The following is a 24,722-nucleotide window of genomic DNA, read 5'->3' as shown; positions in this document are numbered from 1 at the left end:
ACCGGTCGCTATTGTTCGCGAGCGCGCTGTGAGTGAAAGAAGTCAATCTTCCAACGGCCGCCTTCGTGAACCAAAACCGCGGACTCGAGCCACCGAACCGGGCGGACTTCAGGCGGTACTCCGGCGCTGCCGGTGTTCTCCCATTGGGACCAGGCCACATCGCAGCGCACTTTGGTGTCCATTGGCCCCAATGACCAGTTGATCTCCACCCCTTGGGCAAATGCGTCCTCGATCACCTTCGCCAGAGCGGGTCCGTCGAACCGCTCGCCCACGTCGAAGGAATACATGTTTGCAGTGGTCAGGTCCGCATATGAAAGCTCGCCTTCGCCACGCAGCGCATCGAAAAACTGGCTTATGGTCTGCTCGACCTCTGCTCGCGCAGTTTCAGGATCTGGGCAAGCGGGTGATTTCGCGTGCGCGCCATTTGAAAGAACAAGCGCGGCGACGAACGCGGGAAGATAAAAGTTGGTTCTCATGTCCAACGATTTGCGCCGATGGGTGCCAGAGTCAACATCAGTCAGTCGTTCGGCTCAGGCGCGACCTTGCCTTTTCCTCTCCGATGAGCGGCAAAAGCTCGCCCATGTCGGGACCATGGTTCATTCCAGTGAGCGCTTGGCGTAGCGGCAGGAACAGCTGCTTGCCCTTGCGGCCTGTTGCTTCCTTGAGAGCAGAGGTTAGCGCTCCCCAAGGATCGTCACTCCATGTGAGCGTTTCGGCCGCCTGCGCAAGATAGGCCCGGTCCTCGGCAGAGAATTCGGGTTGATAAATCGGACCGGTTACGAGACGCCACCATTCGCTCACCTCATCCACGGTCGCAATATTGGGCTGCACCGCGTGCCAGCCTGCTTCATCTATACCTTCAGGCAAACGGTCTTTGACCGCTGCGTAAGGCATGGCGTGGACAATGGCCGTGTTGACCCGCTCCAGCTCCGCATCGTCGAACTTTGCCGGAGCACGACCGAAAGTCCCAAGGTCAAAGGTCTCAAGCAACTTACCGCGATCCGCAATCGGCTCAACGGGAAGCGATGTGCCAAGGCGTGAAAGCAGCGCGATAATCGCTTCGGGCTCAATGCCCTTTTCGCGGAAAGCGTCGCATCCAAGCGAGCCGAGGCGTTTTGAGAGCTTACCCTCTTTGCCTACCAGCAGCGCTTCATGCGCGAACGCTGGCGGGGTCACCCCCATCGTTGTGAACATCTGGATCTGCACGGCGGTGTTTGACACGTGGTCTTCCCCACGAAGAACCTGAGTCACGCCCATATCGACATCGTCAACCGTGCTTGGAAGCATATAGAGCCACGAACCATTGGCCCGCCGGATCACAGGGTCGGAAAGCTGCGCAGGATCAAACTTGGCCTTGCCGCGTACACCGTCGACCCACTCGATGGCTTCTTCATGGTCGAGCTTAAAGCGCCAATGCGGTTGGATACCCTCGGCCTCTTTTGCCGCACGCTCTGCTGCTGTAAGCTCAAGCGCGCCGCGATCATAGATCGGTGGCAGGCCGCGTCCGAGAAGGACCTTGCGCTTGAGCTCAAGCTCCTGCTGCGTTTCATAGGCGGGATAGATCCGGCCCGCCTCGCGCAATTTCGCAAATGCCGCTTCATATGTCTCAAGCCGTGTCGACTGGCGTTCCTCGCGGGTCCAGTTCAGGCCAAGCCATTTCAGGTCCGCGCGAATAGCCTCGACATATTCCTCCCGAGAGCGCTCGGCATCGGTATCGTCGATGCGCAAGATGAATTCGCCGCCCTCTTCCTGAGCCAGCATCCAGTTATGGAGCGCGGTACGGATATTGCCGACATGCAGCCGGCCTGTAGGCGAAGGGGCGAAACGCGTTGTAACCATGCGCGCCCCGGTAAAGCCCCGCGGCGCATGCTGCAAGCCGCTTCACACAGCGCGCAGCTCCGCTTCGACCAGTGCTAGCACACTGTCCCACAGCCGCTCGGCCCGATCTGGGCGGATCAAGCCTGCTGTGGCGCGCTCGAATGCCGTTCGGTCACGGTCCAATGCGCCTTCAATCATCGAGGCTGCGGTCGCTTCGTCATGGGTCAGTTTGCAACAACAGAAGCGTGAGACATGGAGGTTCTCGGGCCAAGTTGCAGACACAGTCTGGGAAAGCCCGAGTGTCTTCACCGCCACATCCACACTGTTCAGCCGGATGGCGAGTTCAGGCACGGGATCGCGTTTCATCCGCTGATGCAAAGCAATCAGTCTGAGCGAATAGACGAAACGTGCGGCAATCGGATTGAGCGATTGCATCAGGCGTGGCTCAGCCAATCCGGCAATCGTGGCTTTGGCGGCAGCGGTGGGCGTGCGACTTTGCGACATGGGGTTCCTTGTGAGTCGGCGAGACTACTGGAGCGAACCATGACTCAATTGCGAATGCTTCGCAAGAGCATTTTCTTCATCCCGGCTATTTGGGCGCAATATCGAATGTGTGTTCGATATAGAGGAACACCTCGGTCTCGCTCGATTGCTGAAAGTAGAGATCGCCGTGGAGGCCCGTGATCGACACCCCATAGTCATTGCCGAACAGCTTTGCGTATGCGTTCGCCTCTTGCGCAATCTCGCGCACTACGGCTCTACGATACTGCTCGGGATCATCAATGCCGAGGCCAGTTGTGCCCACATCGATGAATGATCGACCAGTCGCCGGGATGGCTTTGACGAACGCTCTAATCCGTTCGGCCGTGGTGCGAACCTTAGGGTCTTCACCGCGCAGCGGGATGCGCGCATAAATCTGCACCCGGTTGGTGTCGGGGCGATTGCCACCAACAAGCGGCAGCTCGCGCATATTCTCCAGCGTTACCGGTTCAAGCGTATACTGTCCCGCAACGATATCGATACCTTCATTGCTCGCCCGGGTTAGCGTCTCGCCCAACATCTTGAAGAGCTCCGCCTTGCGCTCCTCAAAATTGCGAGAATCTGAGCTCACAAACAGAGGTGTTACGAAATAATCCGCCCTGCGAGTAACGCCGATTGCCGATGGACCGCTGCCGCCTCGGCTCGGTGATAGATAAGCGTTGAGTGAGGATCGGTCTTGCCGGGCGCCGGTCACGACCACGGTGTCTTGTGCCGAAAGTGGCAATACGGGTGCGACAACAGCGATGGCAGACGCGAGCAAAATCAGTTTCTTCATACAGTTCCTCCCAAATTGAATAGGCGGAAATCTATGCGCTCAAGTCAAGCTCCAATCTGAACGGGCACAAAAAAGGCCCCGAAGGATCGCTCCCCCGGGGCCTCTTTGTCTCTAAAGCGTAGGCTTATTCAGCCGCGTCGCCTGCGTCCGCTTCAGGAGCTGGTGCGGCGCCGCCGCCCATTGCTGCCTTCATTGCATCTTCCGAAGAAACTGGATCAGCGGCCGGCTCCTCTTCAACGGCACCAGCAGCCGCCAGCTTCTCTTGCTGCTTTTTCCAAGCAGCCTTGAGAGCTGCGTCGCGGCTCGATGCGGTCACACGCATACGGTTCATGCCCGCGCCGGTCCCTGCTGGGATCAGACGGCCCACAATCACGTTTTCCTTAAGGCCGATCAGCGTGTCTTTCTTACCTTCGACCGAAGCCTGGGTAAGCACGCGGGTCGTCTCTTGGAACGATGCAGCAGAGATGAAGCTGCGGGTCTGCAGCGATGCCTTAGTGATACCAAGCAGGATTGGCACGCCTTCAGCAGGCTGCTTGCCCTTTCCGAGCTTGGAGTTCACTTCAAGCATTTCAGCAAGGTCAACTTGTTCACCCGGCAAAAGCGTGGTGTCGCCGCCAGCGGTAATCTCAACTTTCTGCAGCATCTGGCGAACGATCACCTCGATGTGCTTATCGTTGATCTTCACACCTTGCAGTCGGTAGACTTCCTGAATCTCATTGACGAGATACTCAGACAGCGCCTCAACGCCCATCACCTCAAGGATGTCGTGCGGGTTCGGCGCGCCGGAAATCAGGGTATCCCCCTTCTTCACGAAGTCGCCTTCTTGCACGTCGATCACCTTGGTTTTGGGGATCAGATACTCAACTGCATCACCTTCCTCAGGCACAATCGCGATCTTACGCTTCGCTTTGTATTCGCGAACGAATTCGATCTTACCAGAGATCTTGGCGATGACTGACATGTCCTTGGGCAAACGTGCCTCAAACAGTTCAGCCACACGCGGCAGACCACCGGTGATGTCGCGGGTTTTCGCCGCCTCACGCGATGCACGCGCAAGGATGTCACCAGCTTCAACCGTTTGACCGTCTTCAACCGAGAGAGTGGTGCCCGGTGCCAGCATATAGCGCTGTGCATCGGTTTCATCCTCAATCGTCTGACCTTCGCCTTGAAGGATCATGCGCGGACGCAGCTCTTCCTTCTTCTTGCGGCCAGTCGCACGGTTTTCGGTGACCACGCGCTGCGCGATACCGGTTGCATCATCGGTCTGCTCTTCGAGCGTCGTGCCCTCGACCAGATCTTGATACTTCACCACGCCCGATTGCTCGGTGATGATTGGCAGAGTGAACGGGTCCCATTCAGCGAGACGATCGCCTTCTTTGACCTTCGCGCCGCTCTTGAACTTGATGACCGTACCGTAAGGCACCTTGTGCATCTCACGTTCACGGCCCTCGGCATCGATAACCGCGATTTCACCGTTACGAGCGAGCGACAGAATGTTGCCCTTCTTATCGGTGATCGTTGGCATGTCGCGAAGTTCGATTTTACCGTCCGAAATCGCCTCAAGGTGCGATGTTTCGTTAAGCTGAGCCGCACCGCCAATGTGGAAGGTACGCATGGTCAGCTGGGTGCCAGGCTCGCCGATGGATTGCGCGGCGATAACGCCCACAGCCTCACCGATGTTCACTGGCGTACCGCGAGCAAGATCACGGCCATAGCAGGTCGCACAAACGCCCTGATCGCTTTCACAAAGCAGCGGCGAACGAATGCGAACAGACTGAACCTCAGCCGCCTCGATTTCCTTCACCATAGGCTCGTCAACCATTGTCCCCGCCGGCACAATCACTTCGCCGGTTGCGGCATTCATGATGTCTTCGGCAACGGTGCGGCCAAGGATACGCTCACCAATGGACGCAATCACACTACCGCCTTGGACGATGGCGCGCATTTCCATGGCGTTGGTTGTCTTACAGTCTTTCTCAACGATGGTGCAGTCTTGCGATACGTCAACCAGACGACGGGTCAGGTAACCCGAGTTCGCCGTCTTAAGCGCAGTATCAGCCAGACCCTTACGAGCGCCGTGGGTTGAGCTGAAGTACTCAAGAACCGACAGTCCCTCTTTAAAGTTCGAGATAATAGGATTCTCGATGATCTCGCCCGAAGGCTTGGCCATAAGACCGCGCATACCGGCAAGCTGCTTCATCTGCGCTGGCGAGCCACGCGCACCTGAGTGGCTCATCATGTAGATCGAGTTGATCTCTTTCTCTCGGCCATCCTTGTCGATGGGCTGAGCTTTAATCTCATCCATCATCGCATCAGCAACCAGATCACCACACTTGGACCAAGCGTCGATAACCTTATTGTACTTCTCTTGCTGGGTGATGAGACCATCCTGATACTGCTGTTCGTAGTCAGCAACCAGTGACTTGGTTTCTTCGACCATGCCTTCCTTGGCGTCAGGAATGATCATGTCATCCTTACCAAAGGAGATACCCGCCTTAAATGCGTGGCGGAAGCCCAGCACCATGATGGCGTCAGCGAAAAGGACCGTGTCCTTCTGGCCGGTGTGACGGTACACTTCGTCGATCACATCGCCTATGTCCTTCTTCGTCAGAAGGCGGTTGATGATGTCGTAAGGCACCTTGTGGTTCTTCGGCAGACACTCACCAATAAGCATACGGCCAGGCGTGGTTTCGAACCGACGCATGACGATGTTTCCATCCTCATCGGCCTGCGGAACACGGGCGAGGATTTTGGTGTGCAGCGTGACCGCTTTGGTCTCAAGCGCCTGGTGCACTTCGGCCATATCGGCAAAGCGCGGCAGCTTTTCGACCTTGGTACCATCTTCATTCTCAAGGAATTCAGGAGTTTTCTCCTGACGCTCCATCGAGAGGTAGTAGAGGCCCAGAACCATATCCTGTGATGGAACGATGATTGGCTTACCGTTAGCAGGCGAGAGGATGTTGTTCGTAGACATCATCAAAACGCGCGCTTCGAGCTGAGCTTCGAGGCTAAGCGGCACGTGGACAGCCATTTGGTCGCCGTCAAAGTCAGCGTTAAACGCCGAACACACCAGCGGGTGAAGCTGGATCGCTTTACCTTCGATGAGGACCGGTTCGAACGCTTGGATGCCAAGACGGTGAAGCGTTGGCGCACGGTTCAGGAGAACCGGGTGCTCACGGATCACTTCGTCGAGGATATCCCAGACTTCCTTGCGCTCTTTCTCAACCCACTTCTTGGCTTGCTTCAGGGTCATGGAAAGACCCTTGGCGTCCAAACGGGCGTAGATGAACGGCTTGAACAGCTCGAGCGCCATCTTCTTCGGCAAACCACATTGGTGCAGTTTGAGCTCAGGACCGGTCACGATGACCGAACGGCCAGAGTAGTCGACGCGCTTACCAAGAAGGTTCTGACGGAAGCGGCCCTGCTTACCCTTGAGCATGTCAGAGAGAGATTTCAGCGGACGCTTGTTAGCACCCGTGATCACGCGGCCACGGCGGCCGTTGTCGAACAGAGCGTCAACCGCTTCTTGAAGCATACGCTTCTCGTTACGGACGATGATGTCTGGTGCGCGAAGCTCAATCAGGCGCTTCAAACGGTTGTTGCGGTTGATCACGCGGCGATAGAGGTCGTTCAGATCAGACGTCGCAAAACGGCCACCATCCAGCGGCACAAGCGGGCGAAGCTCAGGCGGGATCACAGGGATCACTTCAAGGATCATCCACTCAGGACGGTTGCCTGAATCGATGAAGCTCTCAACCACTTTGAGACGCTTGATGATCTTCTTAGGCTTGAGAGCAGACTTGGTGGTCGCAAGCTCTTCAAGAAGGTCTTCGCGCTCTTGCTCAAGGTCGAGGTCCATCAGCATAACCTTGACCGCTTCTGCGCCGATATCGGCAGAGAAAGCGTCTTCGCCATACTCGTCTTGCGCTTCGAGCAGCTCGTCTTCGGTGAGGAGTTGGAATTTCTCAAGCGGGGTAAGGCCCGGCTCAATCACAACGTAGCTTTCGAAGTAGAGGATGCGCTCAAGCTGCTTCAGCTGGATGTCGAGCAGAAGGCCGATGCGCGATGGCAGCGACTTCAGATACCAGATATGCGCAACAGGAGCGGCAAGCTCGATGTGACCCATACGCTCACGGCGCACTTTGGTAACGGTAACTTCAACGCCGCATTTTTCACAAACGACGCCTTTGTACTTCATACGCTTGTACTTGCCGCAAAGGCATTCGTAGTCCTTTACCGGACCAAAGATACGTGCACAGAACAGACCGTCACGTTCAGGTTTGAACGTACGATAGTTGATCGTCTCTGGCTTCTTGATCTCGCCAAAAGACCACGAACGGATGCGCTCTGGCGAGGCGATGCCGATCTGGATCTGGTCAAAGGTTTCCGGCTTTGCGAGCTGGTTGGTGAATTTTGTCAGTTCATTCATAACTGTGTTTCCCTTTTGGGATGAAAACGTGTTCGCGGAAAATATGAGAGGGGCCGAGATGGCCCGCTCCCATTATTCCGCTGCAATCGCTCCGTGATCGTCGTCGTCTTCTTCGCCGTCACCCAGCGAAGTCAGCTCAACATTCATGCCCAGCGAGCGCATTTCCTTAACGAGAACGTTGAAGCTCTCTGGAATGCCAGCCTCGAAGGTGTCATCGCCCTTGACGATAGCTTCATAGACCTTGGTCCGCCCCACCACGTCATCTGACTTGACGGTGAGCATTTCCTGCAAGGTGTAAGCAGCGCCGTACGCCTGCAGTGCCCAGACCTCCATCTCACCAAAGCGCTGACCACCGAACTGCGCTTTACCACCCAGCGGCTGCTGCGTGACGAGCGAGTATGGGCCGATCGAGCGGGCGTGGATCTTGTCGTCGACGAGGTGGTGCAGTTTGAGCATGTAGATGATGCCCACGGTCACCTTACGGTCAAACGCTTCACCGGTGCGCCCATCAAACAGCGTCGATTGGCCAGAGCTATCGACACCGGCTTTGACCAGATAATCGGTCACGTCCGGTTCGCGCGCACCGTCAAAGACCGGCGTACCCATTGGGACACCTGCCGAGAGATTGGTCGCAAGCTCAACGATGTTTGACGTCGAACGCTTCTCGAGGTCATCGAAGTACTGCTCACCGTAAACATCCTTCAGACGCTCAACCACAGCCTCTGGAGGCTTCGCGTTAGCATAGTCTTCGGCAGCGTTCGGATTGTCGCGTTTCCACTCTTCGAGCTTCTCCGCGATATCCATGCCCAAACCGCGAGCGGCGAAGCCAAGGTGCGTTTCGAATATCTGCCCGACGTTCATACGCGAAGGCACACCCAGTGGGTTGAGCACGAGGTCAACCGGCGTACCGTCTTCGAGGAACGGCATGTCTTCCACCGGAAGGATGCGAGAGATCACACCCTTGTTACCGTGACGACCAGCCATCTTATCGCCCGGCTGAAGCTTACGCTTCACCGCGACGAAGACTTTGACCATTTTGAGAACGCCAGGGGCAAGTTCATCGCCACGCTCCAGCTTCTCTTTACGGTCTTCGAACTTAGCATCGATCATGCCAGCCGATTCGTCATATTGCGACTTGATCGCTTCGAGTTGCGTCTGACGTGAATCATCGGCAACCGCGAATTGGAACCATTCGTGCTTCTCGATATCGGCGAGCACTTGCTCGGTGATATCGATGCCCTTCTTCACGCCTTTTGGACCTGCTGCGACCACTTGGCCCATCAGCATGTCACGCAGACGGTTGTAGGTCGCACGGTTCAAAATGCCGCGCTCGTCAGCAGCATCCTTACGAAGACGTTCAATCTCTTCGTTCTGGATCGCACGGGTACGGTCATCGATTTCGATACCGTGGCGGTTGAAGACGCGTACTTCCACAACCGTGCCAGCCACACCCGGTGGCAGACGCAGCGAAGTGTCACGAACATCGGAAGCTTTCTCACCGAAGATCGCACGAAGGAGTTTTTCCTCCGGTGTCATCGGGCTTTCACCCTTTGGCGTGATCTTGCCGACGAGAATGTCGCCTGGGTGCACTTCTGCGCCGATGTAGACAATGCCTGCTTCGTCCAAGTTGCGTAAGGCTTCTTCACCAACGTTTGGAATGTCGCGAGTGATGTCCTCTGGGCCAAGCTTCGTGTCGCGGGCCATCACTTCGAACTCATCAATGTGGATCGAGGTGAAGACGTCGTCTTTCACGATGCGCTCTGAAATGAGGATCGAATCCTCATAGTTGTAGCCATTCCAAGGCATAAAGGCGACGAGGCTGTTTTTGCCTAGCGCCAGCTCACCAAGGTCAGTCGACGGACCGTCAGCGATAATATCGCCCGGCTCAATCGTCTCACCCACTTTCACCAGCGGACGCTGGTTGATGCAGGTGTTTTGGTTGGAGCGTTGGAATTTCTGCAGCGTGTAGATGTCGACGCCCGATTGGCCGGGTTCAACATCGCCAATTGCACGAATCACGATACGCGTTGCATCGACTTGGTCGACGATACCGCCGCGTTTCGCAGCAATCGCAGCGCCTGAATCGCGCGCCACGGTCTCTTCCATACCGGTGCCGACCCACGGTGCCTCTGCTTTCACAAGCGGCACAGCTTGGCGTTGCATGTTCGAGCCCATGAGCGCGCGGTTCGCGTCATCGTTTTCCAGGAACGGAATGAGCGATGCCGCAACCGAGACGAGCTGCTTTGGTGACACGTCCATCAAAGTGATCTGATCGTTTGGCGCCATCAGGTTGTCGCCAGCCTGACGTGCCGAGATCAGATCTTCGACGAATGTGCCATCATCGTTGAGCTCAGCCGACGCCTGCGCAACGGTGTGTTTCTGCTCTTCCATCGCTGAAAGATATTTCACATCGCCGGTGACTTTGTTGTCGACCACTTGGCGATATGGCGTCTCGATAAAGCCGTACTTGTTGACCCGGCTGAACGATGCCAGCGAGTTGATGAGGCCGATGTTCGGGCCTTCCGGCGTTTCAATCGGGCAGATACGGCCATAGTGGGTCGGGTGAACGTCGCGGACCTCAAAGCCAGCGCGCTCACGCGTCAGACCACCCGGGCCAAGCGCCGAAACGCGGCGTTTGTGAGTGACTTCGGAGAGCGGGTTGGTTTGGTCCATGAACTGTGAAAGCTGCGAAGAACCGAAGAACTCGCGAACAGCAGCCACAGCTGGCTTTGCGTTGATGAGATCGTTTGGCATCACAGTCGATACATCGACCGAAGACATACGCTCTTTAACTGCACGCTCCATACGAAGCAGACCAACGCGGTATTGGTTTTCGAGAAGCTCACCAACCGAACGAACACGGCGGTTGCCGAGGTTATCGATGTCATCAACATCGCCCTTGCCGTCTTTCAGATCAACAAGTTCCTTGACCACAGCGAGGATGTCTTCCTTGCGCAGCGTTGTCACAGTGTCTTCCGCATCAAGGCCAAGACGCATGTTGAGCTTCACTCGGCCAACAGCGGAAAGGTCATAACGCTCACCATCGAAGAACAGGCCTTCGAACAAAGCTTCTGCGGTTTCCTTGGTGGGCGGTTCGCCCGGACGCATGACCTTGTAGATCGCCTCAAGACCTTCATCACGGTTCTCAGCCTTGTCGACTTTGAGCGTATTGCGGATCCACGGGCCGGTGTTAACCTCGTCAATGTCGAGGAGTTCGAGAGCATCAAAGCCTGCTTCATCAAGCGCCTCAATGTGCTCAAGCGTCACTTCATCGCCGGCTTCGATGTAGATCGAGCCGGTTTGCTCATTGATCATATCGTAAGCGGCATAACGACCAACAGCTTCCTCGGTCGGAAGCAGGAGGTCGGTCAGACCATCTTTCGCAGCCTTATTGGCAGCGCGTGGGCTGATCTTCTGGTTAGCAGCAAAGATCTCTTCGCCGGTTTTTGCATCCACCAATGGGAAAGTCGGCTTCGCGCCGCGCCATGCCTCTGGCGTGTAAGGGATCTTCCAACCATCTTTGGCGCGCGCCCAAGTCATGGTGTCGTAGAAGTGATGAAGAATGCCTTCGCTATCGAGACCCAACGCATACAAAAGCGCAGTCACAGGAAGCTTACGCTTACGGTCGATACGAACGTTCACGATATCCTTGGCGTCGTACTCAAAGTCGAGCCACGAACCGCGGTAAGGGATAACGCGCGCAGCGAACAGGAGCTTGCCCGAAGAGTGCGTCTTGCCACGGTCGTGATCGAAGAGGACACCAGGCGAACGGTGCATTTGCGAAACGATCACACGCTCGGTGCCGTTCACGATAAACGTGCCGTTCTCAGTCATGAGCGGCATGTCGCCCATGTAAACGTCTTGCTCTTTAATATCGAGAACAGACCGCGTTTCGGTTTCCTGATCGACTTCAAACACGATCAGGCGAAGCGTTACCTTCATGGGAGCGGCATAAGTGATCCCGCGCTGACGACATTCAGTGGTGTCGTACTTTGGCTCTTCGAGTTCGTAGTGAACAAAGTCGAGCTCAGCGGTGCCCGCGAAGTCGCGGATCGGGAAGACGCTGCGCAGGGTCTTTTCCAGACCTGAAACATAGCCCGTCTCCTTGTCAGAGCGCAGGAAGAACTCATAGCTCTCCCGCTGCACTTCAATGAGGTTGGGCATGTCGACGACTTCGTGAATGTCGCCGAAAATCTTACGGATGCGCCGCTTTGCGGTACCCTTTGCCTCGCGGCTGCGGGTTGCTTTCGCCTTGGTTGCCATGGAGGAATTGTGCCTCTTTGCTTGATGCTCTGGGTTTGAACCACCCAGAGCCAAGTTGGTTTCAGTCATCACGCGCAGGACTGCGATGCCATATATATCGAGACGCAAACAAGCCGCACTCCAGCATGGGCCCTTCACCGGGTCCAAAATGGATGCAGCTTAACTACTCGCGAATATGGCAAAGCACCGCTTCTATCCTTGGCCCTGTCCGTCGCGCATGGACAAATCCGTCTCGAAGTCGGTGTGTGGAGGCGTATTTAGGCGGAATGTTGGATTTGTAAAGGGGGCGCAATTCTCTTTTATCGATCCCCAAACTCAGGTTGAGCATGAGAAGGGATGTTCTCGCTAGATGCCTAAAGCATATCAGATGCGCTCCGCTAGGTCTCGCCAGTGGTCCGTAAGTGTCGCGGTAACATATGCCTTTGGGATTTTTGCTTCCGCTGCGATCTCATCTACGGTCAAATCACCGCGCTTGTAGGCTGGCCTGATTATGTCCAGCGCATCGCGTGGCATCAAGATGCAGAGCGCATTCAAGAGCTTCGTGTGGTCTTCGTGAGCCGCAAGGCCAATTTCTCGCTCCGCTTCTCTCACAAGCAGGTCGCCAATCAGTGTCTCAACATCACCTTTTGTTGGTGAAGTCGCATCTGCCGGGTCGAGTACATGCAGCATTTCCTTCACCTGAATGAGTCGTTGAACCCCCTCACTGGCTTCCTTTGGGTAACCAATGCGAACGATTAAAGGGCGCTCGGCATAGGGTGGGGCAAGGTCATAGTAACTGTGCATACCACCCCGAAGGAGACTTGGGTCTAGCTCAGTTGGATAACGCTCAATCCGCGCAGCAGCGCCGCGCCCAAGAATAAAATCGCGAACATCTCGCAATTTTACTGGCAGCTTAGTGTGTGCCGCGAAGGATTCATAAATCGTTATTGACATTCGAGAGGCGGTAACGGCACCTCTCGAATTTTTCAATTACTTAGCGACAAACTCTGTGGCTTCACGTTGCTCGAAATCTTCAACGAACTCAGTGTCGCCCTGACCTGCGTCCATTTGATCCAGCATTTTTACCGCTTCGCCGCATAGGGCATCTTCGTTGATCTCAACGCCGCCGCCAAGCCAAAATTTAATATCGACGTGCTCTCTTTGAGGATTGTCAAAGAGAGCTGTCATTAGACGCTCTTTATTGGTCATGTTTACTCTCCTTTCCTTATTCCATCTTGCCGAGGTACCCGCCTTGGCAATGTTTTGACGCTCGCCTTCTGATAAGTGCTGGGCACGAGCCTTGCCGCCTGCACTCCCCGTCGCTGACTTAGAGGTACCATAGTCAACCTCCTCACCAACCTCACCTGTTGCAATCTTTCCAACCATAACAGCCCCACCGATAGCATCAGCTGGGCGTTTTTGACCGTTTGGACCTCTAGGCATAAATGTCCTAATATTGCTCCGCACATGAATTACCACTTAAGGGTATAAAAACCCCTAACGGCAGCAGGCGGGAATCGCGCACAAGGAGAGGGTCATTGACCGTCTTATCTTCTCGAAAGCATTGCTTGACACCAAATGTCAACCTTTGTTCGACGAACCGCCTCGTATCTGGACGTGTCTTCCGGACCTATATGGTATCGAAAGCACAATTTTCCAGTGTAGGAAAATGGAATCTTGGAAGTTACTTCCAGCCCGCGTCAAGCCTCACCAATTTCAAACTGCGATACTACCTGAAGATCACTTTCCCTTGACTCCAGCGCCCACTCCTCTAGTTGCACGCCTCGATCTCCTCTGGGAGGTCATCCGTCCGAGACAGTTGCTGAGCGGAATTGGCCGTTCTTAATTTGCAGCCTAGACGGGGAAATGAGTTTCTTCGGTGTGCCGCGTTCGCGCTTACACTGCCCAAGCCCTTGGCTTCTCCTTCCCCATTGATGGACTTTGGCTCGTGTCGATGAACGGCATGGGTTGATTTGAGCCGGTCGCTCGGGGCTTATCCCTCCTGTGGCCATAGTGAAGGAGCAAATGCATGGATCGTTCGCAAAAAGCCGATGCGGTTGCGCAGCTCACAGATGTCTTTAACGAGGTCGGCGTGGTGGTTGTCACCCGCAACCTTGGCCTGACGGTGGACCAGTCCACTGAACTGCGCGGGAAGATGCGTGAAGTTGGTGCAACTTATAAGGTTGCGAAGAACCGTCTTGCAAAGCTCGCCCTGAAAGATACCGATTACACGGGCCTCGAGGAATACCTCAATGGTCCAACAGCTCTCGCCTGGTCTGAAGACCCGGTGGCTGCAGCTAAGGCTGCTGTCGAGTTCGCAAAGTCGAACGACAAGCTGGAAATCGTCGGTGGATCGATGGGCAGTCAGGTGCTCGACGAAGCTGGGATCAAGGCGCTTGCCTCGATGCCAAGCCTTGACGAGCTGCGTGGCACGATTGTTGGTCTGGTCAATGCACCTGCGACGAAGATCGCCCAGGTTGCAACCGCACCTGCCAACAAGCTGGCCCGTGTCGTTGGCGCATATGCCGCCAAAGATGCCGCTTAAGACGCTACTCGCACGATAAACGAAACATCATGGGGCGCTTTTAAGCCCCGCATAATTTTGGAGTTAACATCATGGCTGATATCGCCAAGCTTGTTGAAGAACTTTCGAAGCTGACCGTCCTTGAGGCAGCTGAACTTGCTACCGCGCTTGAAGAAGCATGGGGCGTTTCTGCAGCTGCTGCTGTTGCTGTTGCTGCACCTGCTGGCGGCGGCGGCGAAGCTGCTGCTGAAGAAAAAGACGAATTCGACGTCATCCTCACCGGCGACGGTGGCAAAAAGATCCAGGTCATCAAAGAAGTCCGTGCCATTACCGGCCTGGGCCTTACCGAAGCGAAAGGTCTCGTCGAAGGCGCACCAAAGCCTCTCAAAGAAGGCGTTGCGAAAGCAGAAGCCGAAGAGATCAAAGGCAAGATCGAAGCAGCCGGCGGTACCGTCGAGCTCAAGTAAAGCGAGACTTGGGTGCGGGCTCGCCCGCGCCTTTAGTCGCAGCTTTATCCCTGCGAAGGCAGGGATCTCGATCAACAAGGTCGAACATCAAAGGGCAGTGCCAGCAATGGCGCTGCCTTTTTGTTTAGTCTCAGAGCTTTTCAAGGCTTGGCGCGCCAGATGTGGCGCATCCGGTAAGCAGCATCGCCGCAAAGACCGCGCTCAGAGCGCCAAGTTTAGGATAACGTAGCAATGGTTCGCTACCCAATGGCATTGCCGTGCACCTCAGCATGCCACATTTGAGTATAGCGAAAAGTTTGAATAAAACCTTGAAAGCAAAGACAGGTTAACGCGGGATCTGCTCAATCGCGACCAGCTCAGAGCTAAGAGACGGAACCGAAATCTGATCGACCTGAACCTTTTTCGCGTTGGGCGCGTCTTGATAGTCGATACCAAACTCAACCTCGTCATAGGCGGGGTTGTAGTTGACCGGTATGCCCGCTGCCTGCAACTGCGCCAACGGCACATAGGTATCGATGGACTGCCCTTGGGTTAATCGGGCAAACTCCGTCTTACTGAACTGTTCGCGCATCAAATTCGCTACAGATCGCAAGCGGATTGCAATCGTCCCATCGAACTGGCGGAAATCGACACTGCCCGTGTGCACACCATTCACGCGCGCATCGAGCTTTGCCTTTGGCACCAGAACGGCCTCAGCAGCAGCAGTCGCACTCACTTCAGGCGAAATTGCACCAACCGGGATAGCGCGACGAATTTCATCAGCGCTTGGTTGGGGGGAGCCAGATTCTGCGCTGGGGGCAATCGGAAGCGAGCTGCGTACCGCATTTGACGCGTCAATCGCGCCTGCAAATGCCGCCTCAACCGATCGACTGGCAATCGCATCGGTTCGCGATGAAGATGAACCAGAAGCTGGAATCTGGCCCGGGCCACGCACATTCTCTGGTGTGGCCCGGACGACCAAATCGAGGTCGGTGATTTGCTCAATCTCAAGAGTACCGGTGGCGATAGCGGCCCGGCGCGTCTGCGTCAGTGGCGTTGGCCCGTCGCGCAGTCCGCCCGAAACCACGGCGGTCAGCGGGGTCGGCATGGCTACCCCAGCAAAGGCAAGATCAAAAGTCTCAGAGCCGCCATCAAGAACCGCCAATGGCAATTCACGGTCAAAATCGCCAAATCGAGTTTGGCTGCTAACCGTTGAATCTGTGCCCTCTTCTAAGAGTGCCCGCGCGTAGACGGGACCTGCTGGTTGGGGGGCGGGTGTCCAAACCGGGGTGGAAGACGCAAGTTGTGATGGCTTCACTTCTTCAGCATCGGTTTCAGTTGTACCGATTCCAGGAAAGGCACCAAATGATGCCTCGCCAATCGTCACGACCATGGCCTCAAGTGAGATACTGGGCGCGGCTACGGCCACAGCCACTGCGGCAGTCCCAAAAGCTATCCGCGCCTTGCTAAATGAATTGTCAGTTGGGGTTATATGGCGACCCGCCGCTAACGCGGCTTGTTCCACGACTGTTGGCGGAGACCGCATAAGGCGGGCAGGCAAAAGCCATTCGCTCTGGGAGCCCGATGCTCCACCGATGTTAGCCATGGAATCGCCCCCGCTCAATTGAGCTTACCCCTAAACTCCGTGCTCTCTTATGCCGATTTCTGCATTTAAGATAAAGTGCTTTATGCGAATGCAGCCTGCGGTGCCCCATTACAACACATATGCGAAGCATTCTCCTGCGCGGTAGAAATTCGCTTTTCCAGCGTGACTGCCCCACCTATCCGGATCGGCTCGCTTGAGTGCGGGCGGATTCGATATGACGCAGGATACGATCGATCAGAAGCGCCCCAATCAACAATTGAGGGCGACCCCAAGTTGGGGTCAGGAGTTTCGAGCGATGCTCTCGCTCGCGACTCCGCTGGCGGCTGCGAATCTACTGCAAATGCTCACCTATGCGATCGATGTGATCTTTATCGCAAGGCTGGGGGATGAACCGCTTGCTGCCTCTGCCTTGGCAGTGTCTCTCTTCGGGCTGGTCCTATGGGCGATGACGTCGCTCATAGGAGCGGTTGCACCTCTCATTGCCGAAGCTGTTGGTGCAGGCGGCCCGACATTGCGCCCTGTCAGGCGATCTGTGCGCATGGCCTTGTGGTTAGCGGTCATAACTGGCGTTATCGGCATGGGGATTTGCCTCGCTCTTGAGCCGATCATGCATGTGACCGGGCAACAACCACAGATCATCGCATTGGCGCGCGAATACAATTACATTATCATATTCTCACTCATCCCGATGCTGCTTGCAGGCGTGCTCAGGAATTTTGTCTCCGCATTGGGGCGTCCGATTTTTGCGACAGCCATCACTGGCATCGGCATTTTCGTGAACGCCTTTGCGAACTACGCGCTTATCTTCGGGAATTTCGGCGCGCCAGAACTCGGGCTTAAGGGTGCAGCGGTGGCGACCATTATCACCGCCTTTGTGATCCTTGGCGCATATATTTTGGCGATCCGGCTCGATCCTCGCCTGCACCGCTACCATATCTTTGGTAGGTTCTGGTCACCCGATTGGGGGCGCTTCCGTCAGATTATCCGCATCGGTGTGCCGATCGCGCTCACGGTAACAGCAGAAGCCGGCATCTTCGGTGCAGCGGCATTCCTTATGGGTCGGTTTGGTGCCGCTGAGCTCGCCGGGCACACGGTTGCCTTACAACTCGCCGCGCTTGCCTTTCAGGTTCCCTTCGGCGTGGGTCAGGCCGTGACGATCCGTGTCGGCTATTTCTATGGCGCACGCGATCCAGTCGGTGTCATGCGCGCGGGCTGGGTGGCTTTAGCAATTTCGACTGCATTTATGAGCTGCACGGCAACCGCGATGGTGGTTGCGCCCTACTCATTGCTTTCAATCTATGTGGATCCTTACGCTGCGAAGAATGCAGCCCTGGTCGGTTTTGCACTTCAATACCTGGTGCTCGCCGCCGCCTTTCAATTGGTCGATGGCATTCAAGCGGTATCGGCAGGAGCACTGCGAGGACTGCAAGACACCCGCGCGCCTATGTGGATAGCAATCTTCAGCTACTGGGTGCCCGGCATCGGCCTTTCCATCGGCCTCGGCTTCTTTACGCCGCTGCAAGGCACTGGCGTTTGGATCGGTCTTGCAACGGGTCTCGCATTTGCCGCCGTGCTGCTCTTGTGGCGCTGGATGGCGCGAGAGCGGCTGGGGCTCCTTAAAGAGCCGGCCCCTTAAGCCGCCCGTGTCGTTACTTCGCGCTGCGGGAATGGGATGCTGATGCCGCGCTCGTCAAACTTCGACTTTGCCGCTTCGGTAAGGTCCCAGGAAAGGCCAAGGTAATCGGGCGTGTTGCACCACACGCGAAGGCCAATGCCGACCGAACTGTCATCGAGCGAGGCGACATAGGCGACGGGCTCCGGATCGCTGAGCACCCGGCTATCCCCTGCCGCCAAAGCGAGCAAAGCCTCGCGCGCTTCCTGCATCGAATCGTTATAGCCAATCCCCACAATCAGCTCGAAACGGCGGGTGGGGTGGCGGGTGAAGTTGATGATCGGCTGGTTCCAAAGTTCGTTGTTGGGCATCATCACAAACAAGCCATCGGGCTGCTTTAGCTGAGTGGTGAAAAGGCCGATTTCTTCGACCGTTGCGATAATGGGCCCAATGTTGATCACTTCGCCCACACGGAACGGGCGCTGCGACATGATCATGACGCCTGAGGCCACGTTTGAGAGCGTCCCCTGAAGCGCAAGGCCGACCGCGAGGGCAAGTCCACCAAGCGCTGCGATAATACTGGTGGTCTCAACCCCGAATTGGGTTAGGACCGTTAGAAGAACGACAGACCAGATGCCATATTTGACCGCTTTGGCAATCACGCGGGCAATGGAGACATCCATGCTCGAGGAACGCAGGAGACCGCGCAAAACCCAGCGCGAAATGAGGCTGCCGATAAACAGGCCAATCACCAGCACCGCGATTCCGCCCGCGATATCCATAATGTTGAGCCGCAGCCAAATGAGGCCTTGCTCGGCATAGGTCAGCGTGGTGATCTCAGGATTGAATTTCATGAGGGTGCTCTCGATCGGCAAAACAAAAGCGCGCATCGTCAAGATGCGCGCCAACTGGGGAGCAGATGGCTTTCATCCTATGACAATTCAACCCTTTGATGGATTCCATCAAAAGCGTGCGATTTTTTTGAGGGCGACCTGTTGACTCTTGAACCTTGCGCAACCATCTGCGCGCTTGCTGGCACTCTAAAGAGGAGAGTGCCAAGGCTTATTATCAACCCAAGTAGGAAAGGTCATAAAAATGGCATTTCGTCCACTTCACGACCGCGTTCTGGTCCGTCGCATCGAAGCCGACACAAAGACCGCAGGCGGCATTATCATTCCTGACAGCGCTCAAGAAAAGCCATCCGAAGGCGAAGTCGTCGCTGTTGGCCCGGGCACCCGCGAAGACGGTGCTTTCGTCGAGCTCGACGTAAAGCCTGGCGACCGCGTTCTGTTCGGCAAATGGGGCGGCACCGAGATCAAGATCGACGGTGAAGACCTGCTTATCATGAAAGAAAGCGACATCATGGGCATCGTCAGCTGAGCTGACCAACCCAACGCTTTCTAACTCACACACATTCTTACGGAGAAACAACAATGGCTGCAAAGGACGTAAAGTTCAGCCGCGACGCACGCGAAGGCATCCTCAAAGGTGTCGATACGCTTGCAAACGCAGTTAAAGTCACCCTCGGCCCGAAAGGCCGCAATGTCGTCATCGACAAGAGCTTTGGCGCACCGCGCATCACCAAGGACGGCGTAACCGTCGCCAAGGAAATCGAACTTCAGGACAAGTTTGAAAACATGGGCGCACAAATGCTCAAAGAGGTCGCTTCTAAAACGAACGACCTTGCTGGCGACGGCACCACGACGGCTACCGTTCTGGGTCAAGCGATTGCTCGCGAAGGCATGACCGCTGTTGCTGCTGGCATGAACCCGATGGACCTCAAGCGCGGCATCGACACGGCTACAGCTGCTGTTGTTGCAAACCTTCAGGGTCGTTCGAAAGAAGTCGCTGGCAGCGAAGAAGTTTCTCAAGTCGGCGTAATCTCAGCGAACGGCGACCGCGAAGTCGGCGAGAAGATCGCTGAAGCCATGGACAAGGTCGGCAAAGAAGGCGTCATCACCGTCGAAGAAGCCAAAGGCCTCGAATTTGAACTCGACGTCGTCGAAGGCATGCAGTTCGACCGCGGTTATCTCTCGCCATACTTCATCACCAACCCGGACAAGATGCTTGTCGAACTCGACAACCCATACATCCTGATCCACGAGAAGAAGCTCTCCAGCCTGCAAGCCATGCTGCCAGTGCTCGAAGCTGCAATGCAATCGGGCCGTCCGCTTCTGATCATTGCTGAAGACATTGAAGGCGAAGCGCTCGCGACGCTCGTTGTGAACAAGCTGCGTGGTGGCCTCAAAGTTGCTGCTGTTAAAGCACCCGGCTTTGGTGACCGTCGTAAAGCCATGCTGCAAGACATCGCGATCCTCACCAAAGGTGAAATGATCAGCGAAGACCTCGGCATCAAGCTTGAGAACGTCACACTCGGCATGCTCGGCGAAGCCAAGCGCGTCACCATCGACAAAGACAACACAACCATCGTCGACGGCGCTGGCTCGGAAGACGACATCAAAGCACGCGTGGGCGAAATCCGCACGCAGATCGACAACACCACCAGCGATTACGACCGTGAGAAGCTGCAAGAGCGTCTTGCGAAACTTGCAGGCGGCGTTGCAGTGATCAAAGTTGGCGGCGCTTCGGAAGTCGAAGTGAAGGAACGCAAGGACCGCGTTGATGACGCGCTTCACGCTACCCGCGCAGCTGTTGAAGAAGGCATCGTCCCTGGTGGCGGTACTGCGCTTCTTTACGCAACCAAGGCGCTTGAAGGCATTAAGGGCGAAAACGACGATCAGACCCGCGGCATCGACATCGTTCGCCGCGCGATCATGGCGCCGGTTCGTCAGATTGCCGAAAACGCTGGCCATGACGGCGCGGTTGTCTCTGGCAACCTTCTGCGTGAAGGCGATGAGACCCAAGGTTTCAACGCTGCGACCGATGTTTATGAAAACCTCGTGGAAGCAGGCGTGATCGACCCAACCAAGGTTGTTCGCACCGCTCTGCAAGACGCAGCTTCCGTTGCTGGCCTTCTGATCACCACCGAAGCAGCGATCACCGATGCTCCAGAGGACAAAGCAGCTGGCGCTCCTGCAATGCCTGACATGGGCGGCATGGGTGGCATGGGCGGCGGCATGGGCTTCTAAGTCGACGCCAAACACCCGAGCTTATCAGCGGGCCCCGTCAGATCATATCTGGCGGGGCCCTTGCTTTTGATGCAACTCAACTCGCTGAAAATGTTCGATTATGTGCAACTGCGCGAAAAAATCGCGTTTTGACGCAAATCAAACGGCCGAATGCGTGAATCAAACTTGACGTATTTAGGTGTATTGTGAAAACTACACTTATTCCGGTCTCGCGGAGTCGCATGGCTTGTGGGCTCGATGGCGCTGGACGCTCATTTTTAGGTCAAACTCAGCTTCTGGATCTGGCTTGTTTGACTTTTGGGGATCGCGTCAAAAAGAGGCTCCTGGCCTTCCGGATGAATGGGATCTGCGGATGGGAACGCTGCGGAACATTTAAGGATAAGAAGGGTCGGGTGGTCGGCCTCCTTAATGCTTACGTCTGCTTGTCTTTGCCAGTCCGCAAATGGAGGGTAGAGCTATGCATGCGCCTGATAGTGGTAACGGCCAAGCGAGCCTGATCGGTTGCCTGACGTATCAGAGTCGCGCCTCTGCCCCGCCGTCCGATTCTGAACTCAACGACCTTGTCGCACGAGCACGCCTTCGCAATCAGAGCGTGGGTGTCACGGGCATGCTGCTCTATGAAAAGGGCCGCTTCCTACAAACCCTTGAAGGCCCCCCAGAGGGCCTTGGTCAGGTGTGGAGATCGATCCAGCAGGACGAACGCCACCAGGACATAGAAGTCCTAACCGAGCATTTTGTTGAAGCGCGCTTATTCTCAGACTGGGACCTTCTCCTCTATCGCAAACGCGAGCAAGCGCCGCCCAGCCTATGGGACAGACTGCGTCGCAAACACCCGCTAAGCCAACATGTTCAGCGGGTTGTGCGCGACGCTTTCGAGGCGAATGAAGCAGGGTTAGGCGACCTGTTTGCGCGTCTTGCCGAATCGGGGTGGCACGGCGATGAAGTGGCGAGCCAGCTGCTCGAACCCGCCGCCCGCGCGATGGGCGATGCCTGGCTGTCCGATGAATGCAGTGAGTTTGAGTTGACCCTTGGGCTTGGTATTCTGCAAATGGCAGGCCATGCGGTGCGCTATAGTGAGGACGCGGAGAATCTGCGCTCCAAGACCTACTCCATTCTACTGGTTTCCGCGCCGGGTGAACCACACATGCTGGGGCCGAGTCTGCTGGCCGATCAATTCACCGATGCTGGCTGGTCGGTGGAAATGGCATTTCCCGGCAGCGATCAAGCGCTGGCCAATCAGATTGAGCATCAACGCCCCGATGCTCTTGATATTGGCATGTCCGAGGCGCTTTCGCGTCAGGGTCGGATCGCCGCTCTTCGTGAGACAATAAAGCACAGCCGCACAATCCTGGCTGATCAATCGCTGGTGATCTCGGTCGGCGGACGCTTGTTTGCCGAAGCCTCTGCAACGGCAGAGCATGTTGGCGCAGATCATTCGCGCCAGTCCCTATCAGGAACACGGCTGCGTATGGCGGAGTTGGTCGCCCATGCGCGTAAGGTTCGCGGGACGGAATAACCTCTCTCAAGAAGGACGAAGGCTTCGCTCATAGTTTAGGAGCGAAGCCCTTCCCTTTGACTCCGCCCTGCTCCATGGTTGTTCAAAACAACCTATGAGGAAAGCTTCCGTGAAAACCAAATTTGCAGCGCTGCTGCTTTCATCCGTCTCGCTTGCCGGTTGTGACGCTCTGGCCCCAATCGAAACGATCGAATGCGGCGCGACCGCTCAGGCCGAATGCCTCAACGCCTGGTTCGACGAGAAGTTTGAGGAGCAACTTGCTTTCTCACCCATAACGCAGACTGCGCTGGGCCGGAAAACCGACTATGATAAGATCGACGATTTCAGCGAAGAAGCCCAGCTTCAACAGCTCGAATGGATGCGCGCAGCCACCGCGCAAATGGAAGCCAGCTTCGATTATGACGAGCTGCCTGACGCTTCCAAACTGTCCTACGATATGTGGAAGTTCCGTCTGGAACAGGCTGAGCGCGCGTGGGAGTTCCGCGAACAAGCCTATGTTCTGCATCAAATGGGCTCTGCACAATCGAGCCTGCCCACCTTCCTGCTGACGCAACACGCGGTCGAAGACGAAAGCGATATGCAGGCTTTCATCGCGCGTATTGGTGGAATTGGGACAGCTATGGATCAGCTTCTTGCTGCGGCACAATCCAATGCTGAGGCGGGTACGCGTGCCCCGCGATTTGCCTATGATGCAGTGATTTTGGAATCGACTAATCTCACTACCGGCGCACCTTTTGATGAGGGCGAGCCTTCGGCCATGTGGGATGGCGTTGAGCGCCATTTGACCAGCCTGTTTGAGAGCCAAGCCATCACCGAAGAGCGCGCGAACGAGCTTCGCGAAGAAGCTCGCGCCGCTTTGACTGAGCAATTTGCTCCTGCTTATGGCCGGGTGGTCGCTTGGTACGAAGAGGATCGGCCTAATACGAGCGAGGATACGATCGGGGTCACGGCCCTCCCCAATGGCGAAGCATTCTACGCCGCATCGCTCAAGGAGATGACCACCACCGATCTTTCGGCAGATGACATCCACCAGATCGGACTCGATGAAGTTGCTCGTATCAAGACTGAAATGCGCGCGATCATGAAGCAGGTTGGTTTCGAAGGAGATCTGCAAGACTTCTTCGAGTTCACGCGGACCGATGCACAGTTCTTCTATCAGGACAATGACGCAGGCGCCCAAGAGTATATCGACCAAGCCAAGGCGCATATCGATACGCTTACCGCGCGTCTGCCTGAGTTCTTTGGCACTCTACCTAAAGCACCGCTGGAAGTACGCCGGGTGGAACCTTTCCGCGAACAGGATGGCGCCGCGCAGCATTATCAGCCCGGTACACCTGACGGATCACGGCCCGGCATCTATTACGCGCACTTGTCGGACATGACCTCCATGCCGATCCCCGAATTGGAATCGATCGCCTATCACGAAGGCAATCCGGGTCACCATATGCAGCTGTCCATCGCTCAGGAGCTGGAAGGCGTGCCCAAGTTCCAGTCGCAAGGCGGCTTTATCTCTGCCTATGGCGAAGGTTGGGCGCTCTACACCGAGCTGCTGGCCAAGGAGATGGGCGGATATCAGGATCCCTACTCTGACTTTGGCCGCCTTTCGAGCGAGATTTGGCGTGCCATCCGCTTGGTTGTCGACACAGGCATCCATGCCAAAGGATGGAGCGAGGAGGAGGCGGTGCAATATGCGCTTGAGAATTCGCCCAACCCAGAGACCGCGGTACGAAGCGAAGTACAGCGCTATTACGTGCTGCCCGGTCAGGCAACGTCTTACAAGATCGGCATGATCCGCATTCAGGAATTGCGTGCCAAGGCAGAAGCGGAACTTGGCGAAGACTTCGACATCCGCGGCTTCCACGATACCATTCTGGGCGGCGGTTCAGTACCGCTTTCGATCCTCGAGACGCGGATCGATCAATGGATTGAGAGTGTGAAGGCGAGGTAAGCGCGCCTTGCCGGACAAGACAAAAGGCCTCGCTAGCGTTCTCTGGAGGGGCCTTTTCTTGTTAACCATCTATTTTCTTGACGGTTTCCGCGAGCACGACTAGTCCGCGCCGCCATGTGCAAACAGATCAACTTCTACGCCGGTACAGTCGGCAATGTGTCGGAGCGCTTGTCCTCC

The 24,722-nt window shown here is 56.1% G+C and carries 17 protein-coding genes; 7 read left to right on the top strand and 10 right to left on the bottom strand.

Annotation, left to right across the window (positions count from 1 at the left end; genetic code table 11):
* Positions 1-8: 8 nt before the first annotated feature.
* From Q0778_RS10890 to Q0778_RS10855, 8 genes are all read right to left on the bottom strand, one after another.
* Positions 9-476: a hypothetical protein gene (locus Q0778_RS10890; protein WP_298335973.1), complete on the bottom strand. Its 468-nt coding sequence runs from the start codon at positions 474-476 to the stop codon at positions 9-11.
* Positions 477-513: 37 nt separating this feature from the next.
* Positions 514-1,839, bottom strand: coding sequence for a glutamate--tRNA ligase (gene gltX / locus Q0778_RS10885; RefSeq protein WP_298335971.1), 1,326 nt, complete (start codon positions 1,837-1,839; stop codon positions 514-516).
* Positions 1,840-1,881: 42 nt separating this feature from the next.
* Entirely contained in the window at positions 1,882-2,322 is a 441-nt protein-coding gene (locus Q0778_RS10880; protein ID WP_298305752.1) for a DNA-directed RNA polymerase subunit beta', read from the bottom strand.
* Positions 2,323-2,407: 85 nt separating this feature from the next.
* A complete protein-coding gene (locus Q0778_RS10875; protein ID WP_298305755.1) occupies positions 2,408-3,133 on the bottom strand; it encodes a hypothetical protein in 726 nt (241 codons plus the stop codon).
* Positions 3,134-3,257: 124 nt separating this feature from the next.
* On the bottom strand, positions 3,258-7,562 hold the full coding sequence (rpoC, locus tag Q0778_RS10870) for a DNA-directed RNA polymerase subunit beta' (protein ID WP_298305758.1): 4,305 nt from the start codon (positions 7,560-7,562) through the stop codon (positions 3,258-3,260).
* A gap of 72 nt (positions 7,563-7,634) precedes the next feature.
* On the bottom strand, positions 7,635-11,825 hold the full coding sequence (rpoB, locus tag Q0778_RS10865) for a DNA-directed RNA polymerase subunit beta (protein WP_298336172.1): 4,191 nt from the start codon (positions 11,823-11,825) through the stop codon (positions 7,635-7,637).
* 363 nt (positions 11,826-12,188) lie between these two features.
* On the bottom strand, positions 12,189-12,758 hold the full coding sequence (locus Q0778_RS10860) for a hypothetical protein (RefSeq protein WP_298335969.1): 570 nt from the start codon (positions 12,756-12,758) through the stop codon (positions 12,189-12,191).
* A 36-nt stretch (positions 12,759-12,794) separates the two neighbouring features.
* The gene (locus tag Q0778_RS10855) at positions 12,795-13,190 is read right to left on the bottom strand and encodes a hypothetical protein (protein WP_298335967.1); all 396 of its coding nucleotides are present in this window, start codon (positions 13,188-13,190) and stop codon (positions 12,795-12,797) included.
* A gap of 643 nt (positions 13,191-13,833) precedes the next feature.
* Between Q0778_RS10855 and rplJ the strand changes: the two genes are divergently transcribed.
* Positions 13,834-14,349 carry a 50S ribosomal protein L10 gene (rplJ, locus tag Q0778_RS10850; RefSeq protein WP_298305772.1) on the top strand — a complete coding sequence of 172 codons (516 nt, stop codon included), beginning with the start codon at positions 13,834-13,836 and terminating at the stop codon, positions 14,347-14,349.
* Between the two features lie 71 nt (positions 14,350-14,420).
* On the top strand, positions 14,421-14,795 hold the full coding sequence (gene rplL, locus Q0778_RS10845; RefSeq protein WP_298305776.1) for a 50S ribosomal protein L7/L12: 375 nt from the start codon (positions 14,421-14,423) through the stop codon (positions 14,793-14,795).
* A 325-nt stretch (positions 14,796-15,120) separates the two neighbouring features.
* On the opposite strand, the gene Q0778_RS10840 is transcribed toward rplL, so the two are convergent.
* The gene (locus Q0778_RS10840; RefSeq protein WP_298335965.1) at positions 15,121-16,380 is read right to left on the bottom strand and encodes a hypothetical protein; all 1,260 of its coding nucleotides are present in this window, start codon (positions 16,378-16,380) and stop codon (positions 15,121-15,123) included.
* A 214-nt stretch (positions 16,381-16,594) separates the two neighbouring features.
* Here Q0778_RS10840 and Q0778_RS10835 point away from each other — a divergent pair, with 214 nt between their 5' ends.
* A complete protein-coding gene (locus tag Q0778_RS10835; protein WP_298335962.1) occupies positions 16,595-18,016 on the top strand; it encodes an MATE family efflux transporter in 1,422 nt (473 codons plus the stop codon).
* On the opposite strand, the gene Q0778_RS10830 is transcribed toward Q0778_RS10835, so the two are convergent.
* Complete coding sequence (locus Q0778_RS10830) at positions 18,013-18,846, bottom strand: mechanosensitive ion channel domain-containing protein (RefSeq protein WP_298305785.1); 834 nt, start codon at positions 18,844-18,846, stop codon at positions 18,013-18,015. The two genes, Q0778_RS10835 and Q0778_RS10830, sit on opposite strands and share 4 nt — an antisense overlap.
* A gap of 241 nt (positions 18,847-19,087) precedes the next feature.
* Here Q0778_RS10830 and Q0778_RS10825 point away from each other — a divergent pair, with 241 nt between their 5' ends.
* The 4 genes from Q0778_RS10825 to Q0778_RS10810 all read left to right on the top strand — a co-directional run bounded on the left by Q0778_RS10825 (position 19,088) and on the right by Q0778_RS10810 (position 24,545).
* Positions 19,088-19,372 carry a co-chaperone GroES gene (locus Q0778_RS10825; protein WP_298305787.1) on the top strand — a complete coding sequence of 95 codons (285 nt, stop codon included), beginning with the start codon at positions 19,088-19,090 and terminating at the stop codon, positions 19,370-19,372.
* Positions 19,373-19,425: 53 nt separating this feature from the next.
* Positions 19,426-21,081, top strand: coding sequence for a chaperonin GroEL (gene groL / locus Q0778_RS10820; RefSeq protein ID WP_298305791.1), 1,656 nt, complete (start codon positions 19,426-19,428; stop codon positions 21,079-21,081).
* Positions 21,082-21,538: 457 nt separating this feature from the next.
* A complete protein-coding gene (locus Q0778_RS10815) occupies positions 21,539-22,597 on the top strand; it encodes a BLUF domain-containing protein (protein ID WP_298305796.1) in 1,059 nt (352 codons plus the stop codon).
* 109 nt (positions 22,598-22,706) lie between these two features.
* On the top strand, positions 22,707-24,545 hold the full coding sequence (locus Q0778_RS10810; RefSeq protein ID WP_298335960.1) for a DUF885 family protein: 1,839 nt from the start codon (positions 22,707-22,709) through the stop codon (positions 24,543-24,545).
* The last annotated feature ends 177 nt before the right edge of the window (positions 24,546-24,722 follow it).

This window comes from uncultured Erythrobacter sp., assembly GCF_947502395.1.
GTDB lineage: Bacteria > Pseudomonadota > Alphaproteobacteria > Sphingomonadales > Sphingomonadaceae > Erythrobacter.
The sequence above is the reverse complement of the archived record's forward strand: the minus strand, read 5'-3'. Positions and strand labels throughout refer to the sequence as shown.